The organism is Paraburkholderia sp. SIMBA_030 (assembly GCF_046535245.1).
Lineage (GTDB): Bacteria > Pseudomonadota > Gammaproteobacteria > Burkholderiales > Burkholderiaceae > Paraburkholderia.
This window is the reverse complement of record NZ_JAWRXB010001788.1, coordinates 1-230: the sequence shown is the minus strand read 5'-3', so window position 1 is coordinate 230 and position 230 is coordinate 1. Positions and strand designations below refer to the sequence as shown.

Annotated in this window: 1 protein-coding gene; it reads left to right on the top strand. The window is 66.1% G+C overall.

Annotated elements, in window-relative coordinates; all coding sequences use genetic code 11:
- Positions 1-230, top strand: a 230-nt coding sequence (locus tag SB772_RS46135) for an SAM-dependent methyltransferase (protein ID WP_410839285.1), incomplete at both ends; no start/stop codon positions are given.

The following is a 230-nucleotide window of genomic DNA, read 5'->3' as shown; positions in this document are numbered from 1 at the left end:
ACGGCCACGAAGACCTCGCCACCGCGCAGATCAAGAAGATCGATCACATCCTGACGAAGATCCAGGTGCAGCCGGGCCAGCGTCTGCTCGATATCGGCTGCGGCTGGGGCGCGCTCGTGCTGCGCGCGGCGCAGAAGTTCGGCGCGAAGTGCGTGGGCGTGACGCTGTCGCAGAACCAGTTCGATCTCGCGACGCAGCGCGTGAAAGCAGCCGGGCTCGAAGGCCAGATC